This is a genomic window from Roseomonas sp. KE2513, from assembly GCF_016107305.1.
Classification (GTDB): Bacteria; Pseudomonadota; Alphaproteobacteria; order Acetobacterales; family Acetobacteraceae; genus Roseomonas.
In genome coordinates, this window is sequence record NZ_RCVR01000083.1 from 1 (window position 1) to 8,998 (window position 8,998).

At 67.1% G+C, this 8,998-nt stretch carries 12 protein-coding genes; 6 read left to right on the plus strand and 6 right to left on the minus strand.

Annotated features, from left to right (window positions below):
- The first annotated feature begins 172 nt into the window (after positions 1-172).
- From D9599_RS29505 to D9599_RS29520, 4 genes are read left to right on the plus strand one after another with little or no spacing between them, the layout of a single operon-like run.
- Entirely contained in the window at positions 173-892 is a 720-nt protein-coding gene (locus D9599_RS29505; RefSeq protein ID WP_198384921.1) for a cytochrome c biogenesis CcdA family protein, read from the plus strand.
- On the plus strand, positions 889-1,503 hold the full coding sequence (locus D9599_RS29510) for a cation transporter (protein ID WP_198384910.1): 615 nt from the start codon (positions 889-891) through the stop codon (positions 1,501-1,503). Before D9599_RS29505 ends, D9599_RS29510 begins: the two co-directional genes overlap by 4 nt.
- Positions 1,496-2,503: a nitrilase-related carbon-nitrogen hydrolase gene (locus tag D9599_RS29515; RefSeq protein WP_198384911.1), complete on the plus strand. Its 1,008-nt coding sequence runs from the start codon at positions 1,496-1,498 to the stop codon at positions 2,501-2,503. Before D9599_RS29510 ends, D9599_RS29515 begins: the two co-directional genes overlap by 8 nt.
- Before the next feature lie 15 nt (positions 2,504-2,518).
- On the plus strand, positions 2,519-3,145 hold the full coding sequence (locus tag D9599_RS29520; protein ID WP_198384912.1) for an SCO family protein: 627 nt from the start codon (positions 2,519-2,521) through the stop codon (positions 3,143-3,145).
- Positions 3,146-3,178: 33 nt separating this feature from the next.
- Here D9599_RS29520 and D9599_RS29525 read toward each other — a convergent pair whose 3' ends face one another.
- The 6 genes from D9599_RS29525 to D9599_RS29550 form a co-directional block, all read right to left on the minus strand.
- Positions 3,179-3,439, minus strand: a complete 261-nt coding sequence (locus D9599_RS29525) for a hypothetical protein (protein ID WP_198384913.1) — start codon at positions 3,437-3,439, stop codon at positions 3,179-3,181.
- A gap of 202 nt (positions 3,440-3,641) precedes the next feature.
- Complete coding sequence (merA, locus tag D9599_RS29530) at positions 3,642-5,030, minus strand: mercury(II) reductase (RefSeq protein ID WP_309228763.1); 1,389 nt, start codon at positions 5,028-5,030, stop codon at positions 3,642-3,644.
- Between the two features lie 117 nt (positions 5,031-5,147).
- Positions 5,148-5,336 carry a mercury resistance system transport protein MerF gene (gene merF, locus D9599_RS29535; RefSeq protein WP_198384915.1) on the minus strand — a complete coding sequence of 63 codons (189 nt, stop codon included), beginning with the start codon at positions 5,334-5,336 and terminating at the stop codon, positions 5,148-5,150.
- Between the two features lie 201 nt (positions 5,337-5,537).
- Complete coding sequence (merB, locus tag D9599_RS29540) at positions 5,538-6,320, minus strand: organomercurial lyase (protein WP_198384916.1); 783 nt, start codon at positions 6,318-6,320, stop codon at positions 5,538-5,540.
- A gap of 27 nt (positions 6,321-6,347) precedes the next feature.
- The gene (locus D9599_RS29545) at positions 6,348-6,641 is read right to left on the minus strand and encodes a cation transporter (protein WP_198384917.1); all 294 of its coding nucleotides are present in this window, start codon (positions 6,639-6,641) and stop codon (positions 6,348-6,350) included.
- Between the two features lie 23 nt (positions 6,642-6,664).
- On the minus strand, positions 6,665-7,081 hold the full coding sequence (locus D9599_RS29550; protein WP_198384918.1) for a mercuric transporter MerT family protein: 417 nt from the start codon (positions 7,079-7,081) through the stop codon (positions 6,665-6,667).
- A gap of 90 nt (positions 7,082-7,171) precedes the next feature.
- Between D9599_RS29550 and D9599_RS29555 the strand changes: the two genes are divergently transcribed.
- Both D9599_RS29555 and D9599_RS29560 read left to right on the plus strand, forming a co-directional pair.
- Positions 7,172-7,600, plus strand: coding sequence for a helix-turn-helix domain-containing protein (locus tag D9599_RS29555; protein WP_198384919.1), 429 nt, complete (start codon positions 7,172-7,174; stop codon positions 7,598-7,600).
- Between the two features lie 108 nt (positions 7,601-7,708).
- A partial coding sequence (locus D9599_RS29560) for an NAD(P)/FAD-dependent oxidoreductase (RefSeq protein ID WP_198384920.1) occupies positions 7,709-8,998 on the plus strand: 1,290 nt, incomplete at its 3' end.

The window sequence follows — 8,998 nt, forward strand, 5'->3', positions numbered from 1 at the left end:
TTGAACTTCCACGCGGCAGGCTACCACTGGCCAGCCTTCAACCTCGCCGACATCACGATCTTCGTGGACGCCGCGCTCCTGCTCCTCGTGGGCGGGCTGCACGAATCCGTAGACGCGCCGACCTCCACGTCGCGCCCCTGAGGAATGGACTGCCGTGAACCCTCTCCTCCAGATGTCCGGCCTTCTGACCGCTTTCCTTGCGGGGATGATATCGTTCCTTTCACCCTGCGTGCTGCCGCTGGTGCCCGGTTATGTCTCCTACGTGGCTGGTCGCTCGGTCTCCGCCGAACGCACGAAGCCCGATCGCCTCGCCACAGTCGGCCTCGGCCTCTGCTTCGTTCTGGGCTTCGCGACCATCTTCGTGGCGATGGGCGCGGGCGCCTCGGCGCTGAGCCAGGCCCTGCTGCGCTATCGCTACGAAGCCGGGATCGTGGGCGGGGTGGTGGTCATCCTGTTCGGCCTGATGACCGCGGGCGTCCTGCGGCTGATGCCACTGCAGCGCGACCTCCGCTTCATGCCGACCCTCAGCGGCGGCACGCCGCTCTCTGCCTACGTGCTCGGGATGGCCTTCGCCTTCGGCTGGACGCCCTGCATCGGGCCAGTGCTCGGCGCCATCCTGGCGCTGACCGCCACCAGTGAGATCAGCCACCTCGGTATCGTGCTTCTGGCCGCCTACGCGGCCGGGCTGGGCGTGCCCTTCCTGCTGGTTGCCGCCTTCGCGGACGCCTTCCTGCGCGGTCCGTTCCGCAGCCTGCGGCGCCTCGGCCGCGTCCTTCAGATCGTGGCGGGCAGCGTCATGGTGGTGATGGGGATAGCTATGGTCACGGGCCATCTGACCGACTTCGCCATCCTGATGCTCCAGCTCTTCCCCTGGCTCGGGAGCATCGGATGAACGATGACGGCCTACCGAAGATCTGCGCCCATATTACGCCCGCGTACCGCCACGCGCTGGGGATCGTAGTAAAGCTCAATGTCGGCTACGGGCTGGTAGAAATGGTTGGCGGCTTCATCTCTGGCAGCCAAGCGCTTAAGGCGGACGCTCTTGACTTCCTCGGCGATGGCCTGATGGGCTTCCCCAGCCTGTTAGCTATCGGCATGAGCCTCGTCTGTCGTGCCCGCTCCGCCCTCATTCAAGGCTTGTTCCTCGCGATGCTCGGCCTGGGCGTGCTCGCCACCACCGGTTACCGGGTGCTGGTGTCGAAACAGCCCGAAGCCGAGTTGATGGGCCTGTTCGGTGCTGTCGCCCTGATGGTCAGCTTAACCGCTACGGCGGTGCTCATCCCGCACCAGGAAGACGACGTTAACGTCCGGGCCGTCTGGCTGTTAAGCCGCAATGACACCATCGGCACTGCCGCCGTGTTGGTCGCGACGGGCCTCGTCTGGTGGACCGGGACCGCATGGCCGGACCTCGCTGTGGCGGTCGTGATCACCGGGCTGTTCCTGCAGTCGGCTTGGTCGATCATCCGCGACGCTCAGACGGACCTCAGGGCGTCGCATGACTGAGGGCGTTCCCGACAGCCCTGTCGAGGTCCAGGCAATCGGATCGAGCGGTCCCGGCGCCGCGGTGCGGGTCGCCGCCTGCACGACCCCGGTCTACCTCGCGGATCCCGCCGCGAACGCCGACACCCTTCTGGAAGTCGCGCACACCTGCGCCGAGCGGTCGGTGTCGCTGGTCGCCTTCCCCGAACTGGCGCTGACCGGGTACTCCATCGACGACCTCTTCCTCCAGGACGTCGTCCTGGACGCTGCCGAGACCGCTGTGGAGCGCGTGGTGGAGGCGTCTGCCCACTTGCCCTCCGTCATGGTACTAGGCGTCCCCCTGCGCCGTGCTGGCCGCGTCTACAACACGGCCGTCATTATCCACCGGGGCAAGCTGCTGGGCGTGGTGCCCAAGGTCCATCTGCCGAACTACCGGGAGTTCTACGAGCGCCGTTATTTCGCGTCCGGGAATGGGACGGACGGAAGCGTCATCCGCGTGGGGCGGCACGCCGCCCCGTTCGGCCCCGATCTTCTCTTCGTGGCCGAGGACCGCCCGGGGCTCATTGTGCACGTCGAGATCTGCGAAGATATGTGGGTGCCCAAGCAGCCGAGCGCCCTGGGTGCATTGGCCGGAGCCACCGTCCTGGTGAACCTGTCGGCCAGCAACATCACCGTTGGGAAGGCCGACACCAGGCGAATGCTGTGCCAGGCCCAGTCGGCCCGTTGCACGGCAGCCTACCTTTACACGGCGTCAGGTGAGGGCGAGTCAACGACCGACCTTGCATGGGACGGCCAGACCTCGATTTACGAGGATGGGATCCTTCTCGCGGAGACCTCCCGCTTCGAACCAGGAGCCCGGCTTGCCGTTGCGGACGTCGACGTTGATCGGCTGAACGACGCACGAGCCCGCTCAGACATCTTCGCGCAGTGCCGGGCGCTTCATGAGGCCCAGGTGGCCCGCTTTCGTCGTATCGGCTACGGCGAGCAATGGGGCTACGCGCGACGCAGTGCAATGGCTGGCTAGGACTGATCTGATCGGATGCAGAAGTTGACGCTGATTCGGCGAGCCGCTTGGGTGGCGGTGGCTGTGCTGGGCTTCCTGATCGTGGGCACGGCGACTGGCTGGCTCGTGACGGACGGTCCCCTTGGCAGGAGGGAAGTACAGTTGCCTGCAATCGGCGGCCCGTTCGCCCTCACGGACCACCGGGGCCGGGCAGTGACCGAGCGCGACTTCCTTGGCAAGCCAACCGCCGTGTTCTTCGGGTTCACCTTCTGCCCGGACGTCTGTCCCACGACCCTGGCCCGAATGGGTGAGCACATCGATGCGCTCGGGCCAGACGCCGACCGCATCAACTGGCTGCTGATCAGCGTGGACCACGAGCGGGACACCCCCAGATCGATGGCCGAGTACATGACGCTCTTTGACCAGCGCATCGTCGGACTGTCGGGAACGGAGCGTCAGGTCGCCCGGGCAGCTCAGTCCTTTCAGATCCAGTACCGCCGGGTTCCCCTGGAGGAAGGCGGCTACACAATGGACCATAGCGCCAGCGTGTTCCTGCTCGACGCTAAGGGCCGTTTTGCTGGAACGCTCGACTACGAGGAGCGCCAGGAGGTGGCACTCGAGAAGCTCAGACTCCTGGTAAGCAGGGCTGGGCAATCCGGTTGACGTTCTCCCCTTTCGGCCGAGTTCGTGTCGTTGTCAGCAGCAACCTCGTACCGTCGGGCAGGCGGAGGAAGCCTTGGCACTTTCCTGCTCCGCCCGGTGCCGTGGCTTGCAGATGGCGGGCCGGGGGCCGAGCTCGATAACCGCCTGGGTCGCCTCGATACGGATAGTTTCGACGTCGAAGACTTGCATGGGACGGCCGGGCGGGCCGACCTCGAAGGTCAACCGGCTCTCCCGCTGAAGGCTGACCCGGACGGCCACCTTCTCCAGGATCGCGAGGAACTTGCCGACCTCCATGTGGGTCGGCGTTTCGCGTGAGGCGGGCAGATCCTCGACCTGTAGGATCGCAGCCCGGGCCGAGGTCTAGCGTCGGGGGGCAGAGCAGCGGCAAAGGCAGGAACCGGAGAGCCAGGCAAGGATACACCCCTCTGGTACGGCCGGACCTTTGCCATCCCCATGGATGCGCTAGAGTGCGTTCCGCCGGGTGTCCCAAGCGGGCTCAGCCTGCGCAGCAGGACAGCTTCCCGACCTCCTTGGTAAAGCTCAACGCGGCCAGCTTCAGTCCCTCCACCGTCGTCAGGTACGGGAAGATCGTCGCGGACAGGTCAGCCACGGTCAGCCCATGCTTTACCGCCAGGACGGCGGTCTGGATGCTGTCTCCGGCTTCCGGAGCCAGGATATGCACGCCCAGGATCCGACCGCTGGCCCGTTCCGCCACAAGCTTGATCAGCCCCCGCGTATCGCGGGCAGCCAATGCCCGGGGCACCTGGTCGAGCGGCACGACCCTGGTCTCGACCTCCAGGCCCGAGCGTCGGGCCGCCGCCTCGGTCAGGCCAACGCTTGCCACCTGCGGGTCGCTGAAGACCACCTCCGGCATGGCCGTGGCGTCGTAGCGCGGTGCGCCGTCGCGGCCGAGCGCGTTCTCGGCGGCGACCTTGCCGCCATGCGCCGCCATGTAGACGTAGAGGTCCCGGCCGGTGACATCGCCCGCCGCGTAGACTCCCGGCCGCGTTGTGCTCATCTGGTCGTCGACCTGCACGGCGCCGCGGTCGTCCAGCACCACGCCAGCTTCCTCAAGGCCCATCCCGGCCGTGTTCGGCGTTCGTCCCGTAGCCACCAGGACGCGCTCGGCCGAAAGCGTCACAGCGTTGCCGTCGGCGCCCCGGACAACGAGTTCGACGCTACCGCCCTCACCCTGCCGGATGGCTTCGTAGGCCACGCCGCCGCGGACCTCGACGCCCTCGGCCCCCAGGTATTCGGTCAGCGCCGCGCTCACCTCCGGCTCCGCACCGGGCAGCAGCCGGGATCGGCACACGATGGTCACGCGCACGCCGAAGCGGGCAAACATCTGGCCGAACTCGACGCCGATGACGCCGCCGCCAATCACCAGGAGTGATGCGGGAAGCGCCTCGACTTCCATTGCCGTCGTGCTGTTGAGCCAGGGGACCGTGTCCAGCCCGGGGATCGGCGGTGTGGCGGATGATGTCCCGGTCGCGATGATGACCTTGCCGGGCCGGTAGGCCGTATCTCCCACGGTGACGACGCCATCGGGGGTGAGGCGTCCCCGCCCCGGGACGTAGGAGACGTCGGGGTATTCCGGCAGGAGGTTGGCGTACTTTGCCTGTCGCAGGCTGGCGACCAGCTCGTCCTTCTGCGCGACGAGGGCCGTCCAGTCCTCCAGCCGCGCCGATGCGGTGATCCCGGCGAAGCGCGAGGCCGCGCGGGCCTGGTGCAGCGTCTCCGCCGCCCGGATGAGCGCCTTCGACGGCACACAGCCGATGTTGACGCAGGTGCCGCCGATGGTCCCGTCGCCGACCAGCGCGACCTTGGCGCCGAGTTCCGAGGCGCGGATCGCCGCCGAGAAGCCCGCCGACCCGGTACCGATCACGAGGAGGTCCGGGGCACGATCGCTACGACTTGGCTTGGCGCTGCAGCAGTCAACCTGGGCGGGCTGCGGTGCGATAAAGTTCACGGTGCTTCCTTTGCTTTCTCTTGGTCCGGCAGCCTAGGCGGAGCGCTGGCGCCGGTAGGCCGCGTAGACGACGATCCCGAGGAACAGGACCATGGCCGGGATCAGCACGTAGTCGAGGTAGCCGAGCACGGCCGAGAGGCCGATGGCGCCGAGCAGGATAGCCAGGACCGGGGTGGCGCAGCACAGGGCCGCCACCACGAAGCCGACGATCCCGGTCGCCATGAGCTTACGGTTTTCCGTGTCAGCAGTCCCTGTCCAGGCGTGCGGCGGAACTGCTGGGACCGAGCCCAGCAGCTGTGGCGGCGCCCGGTGCCAACTGGGCGAGGAAGCCTGCCGGAGGGCAGCAGAGGCCACCCAGGACAATGGCGGCGATACCCAGGGCGGACAGCCCTGCCGAAACGGTCGCCAGGTGGAGGAGGAGCCTCATGCCTCGCCCCCATCAGGCTGCGCGGCTAGCATCGGCACGAACAGGCCCTTGCCGACCTGTAGTGCCGCCTCCACGGGGAGGCGGAACCCGGCGCCCTGCGGATCGACCCGCTGGCGCCACGCCGTGAGGTGCTCGTCCGAGCAAGAGAACAGCTTTACCGTGCAGCCCGAGGTCGCGCCGCACCCGTCGGCATACCGGATCCCCGCCCAGACGACGGCGGTGCCAGGTGTCACCGAGGCGAGCGCGTGGCCATCGTCGCATGTCGCGATCCGGATGGGCGTGCCGCACTCAGGGCAGGAAGACTCGATGGCCGTGTTGCAGGCGAGCATGGCGCCCATGCCAAGGGCATCGATGGCACAGAGAGCGTGAACCGCTCCCGCCCCAGCGAGATGGACACGGTGGACCGTCTCCTGCGCGCTGAAGGGATAGGCGGCCTGCACAGCCATGCCACGGTCATCGAGGACCACGAGATCCCGCCGACGCAGTGCGCGCAGGATCTCGGCGACCAGGGCCTCGTCCAGGTCGGTCCTGGCTACCAGCCATGCCACGTCCGGTACCGCGACGGAGCGGGCAAAGGCCAGCAGGATTGTACGCCAGATCAGGTCCTCAGCCGCATTGAGGCCTGACAACTTCTCTGACCTCTGTGCCGCGATCATGCTGGCGGCGAGCGCCTCGTGCGCCGTCGCCTCGGTGACAAGCGACCAGTCCGGCATCAGCACGCCAGGGCGAAGCGGGAAGGCTTCGCCGACGACGCCGATCGTCCGTTCAGTGGTGTCCATGGAACCTCTGGCGGCTTCCCGGCGGCGCTACTGAACTGCCCGCGACGGGAACCCGGCGTTGGTTGTTGCCTGCACCAGGGCTGCGACGTCGGTCCTGGCGGCGTCGAAGGTCACCATGGCGGTCGCCGTCCCGGCGCGTTCGGCCACGGCCACCCGGCTCACACCGGGCACGCGGCCGAGGGCACGCTTCACGATGGGCGCGCACGTCTCGCAGGAGACGTTTTGCACTTCGAGGGTAGCCGTCTGTTCGGCGGCGGACGCCGTGGCGCCGATGGCCAGGACAAAGCCCAGGGCGGCGGCAAGGCGGAGGATCGGCTTCATGTCAGGATTCCTTTTGGGGGTGGCTACAGGAGGATCGACGCGGCGTAGGGAAAGGCGAGAGCCGCCGCGACGATGGCGGCCGCGCTCCACAGGGCGACCTTGGTGATTCGGTTGGAGGCCGGTCGGGCGCAGTACGAACCCTCGGCGCAGGCCGCCGCCTTGCGCTTGCGGTAGACGGCCACGAACCCGCCCGCGAGGCAGGCCAGGGTGACGGCCACAAAGATCGGCTGGTAGGGCGCCAGGGTGGTCAGGTTGCCGATCCAGGCGCCGCTGACGCCAACGAGGAACAGGACAAGGGGCAGCAGGCAGCAACTCGATGCGCCAAGGGCGGCGAGTAGCCCCACCGTGGCCAGTAGCGTCTTCGACGAGGCATTCCCGTTCCCCGTCCGCTCCCCCGTCTCATCTGGGACGAGGACACCCCGTGCCACTTGATCGCTCATTACCGCTTGACCTTTTTCCATCCTCTGAGATCAAGATACGACCTGTAGTAACTACAGGTTCAAGGGGGTTTCAGCCCCTGGGAGACAGCAATGGGCAGCAAGCAGCGGGGCATCTCCATTGGAGACCTCTCCATGCAGACAAAGGTCAACATCGAGACCATCCGATATTACGAGAAGATCGGCTTGCTAGCGGCCCCCTGGCGAACTGAGGGGAACCACCGAGTGTACCATCCCGGGCACCTGGCCCGGCTCACCTTCGTCCGCAGAAGCCGCGAGCTGGGCTTCAGCATTGACGAGGTCCGGAGCCTCCTAAGGCTCGTGGACGGTGGCCACAGCTCGTGTTCGGACGTGCAGGCCGTAACCCTGGAACACCTGGATGACGTCCGTAAGAAGATCGCCGACCTCCAGCGACTGGAGCAGACTCTGACCGAGGCGGCGTCACGCTGCCAAGGCGGGTCGATCCCGGATTGCCCCATCATCGAAGCGCTGTACGCGCCTGCACATGCTGCCGGGGCGTGACCACTCCCGCAGGGCTCGGAAAAGTGTCTTGAGGCTGTAGTTGCTACAGGTTCCAGGGTCCGCCCGGATGTTGGCGTGCGTCGCACCCAACACGGAGGAGATGACCCCATGCCTGACCCCTACGACCTCGTTGTTCTCGGGTCTGGGACTGCTGCCCAGGTCGCCAGCAGCCGGGCACGGGCTGCAGGCTGGACGGTCGCCGTCATCGACCACCGGCCCTTTGGCGGCACCTGCGCACTGCGCGGCTGCGACCCCAAGAAGATGCTGGTCAGCGGCGAGGAGGCCATCGACGCCGCCCGGCGGATGCACGGCCACGGCGTTGAAGGTAATCTCCGGATTGCGTGGCCCGACCTTATGGCCTTCAAGCGTAGCTTCACCGGCCCCGTGCCGGAGAAGCAGGAGAAGCGTTACGCCGATCAGGGCATCGATGCCTTCCACGGCATTGCCCGGTTCACCGGCCCCGACATGGTTGTCGTCGACGAGCAGGAACTCAAGGCCCGCCACATCCTTATCGCGACCGGCGCACGCCCCGTGTCGCTTGGCATCACCGGCGAGGAGCACGTCGCGACCAGCGACGACTTCCTGGAACTCGAAACCCTGCCCTCGCGTGTCGCCTTCATCGGGGGCGGCTACATCGCGGCCGAGTTCTCCCACCTTGCTGCGCGTGCCGGAGCCAAGACGACCATCCTACAGCGGGGAACCCGGTTGCTCCCCCAGTTCGACCCGGATCTCGTCGGCTGGCTCATGGAAAGCTTTGGCGAGTTGGGTGTCGACGTGCGTACGGGTTCTGCGGTGAAGCGGGTTGAGAAGACGGACCAAGGATTCCTGGTGCACGCCGTCGTCGAGGGACGGGAGCAGACCGTGGCGGCCGACTTGGTTGTGCACGCGGCAGGTCGTGTCCCCGACGTCGAGGCGCTCGACCTCGCAGAGGCGGGGATCGCGCTGGACGGCGGGCGGCTCGAGCTCAACGAGTTCCTGCAGAGCGTATCCAACCCCAGGATCTACGCCGCCGGAGACGCGGCGGGCAACGGGCCGCCGCTGACACCTGTCTCAGGCCACGACGCTAAGGTGGTCGCTGCGAACCTGCTGGAGGGGAACAAGCACCGGCCGGATTATCGTGGCGTGCCCAGCGTGGCCTTTACCCTGCCTCCAATCGCCTCCGTGGGGTTGAGTGAGGCGGAGGCACACGCCCAAGGAATCCGGGTGCAGGTGAAGTCGGAGAGGGTTCCCCATTGGTACACCGCCCGGCGCCTAGCCGAGCGTGTCCATGGCTTCAAGACCCTCGTGGAAGGGGACACCGGACGCATCCTTGGTGCCCCTCTCGTGGGGTCGCACGTGGACGAGGTGATCAATCTCTTCGGGCTGGCCATCCGACACGGCCTGACGATTACGGACCTA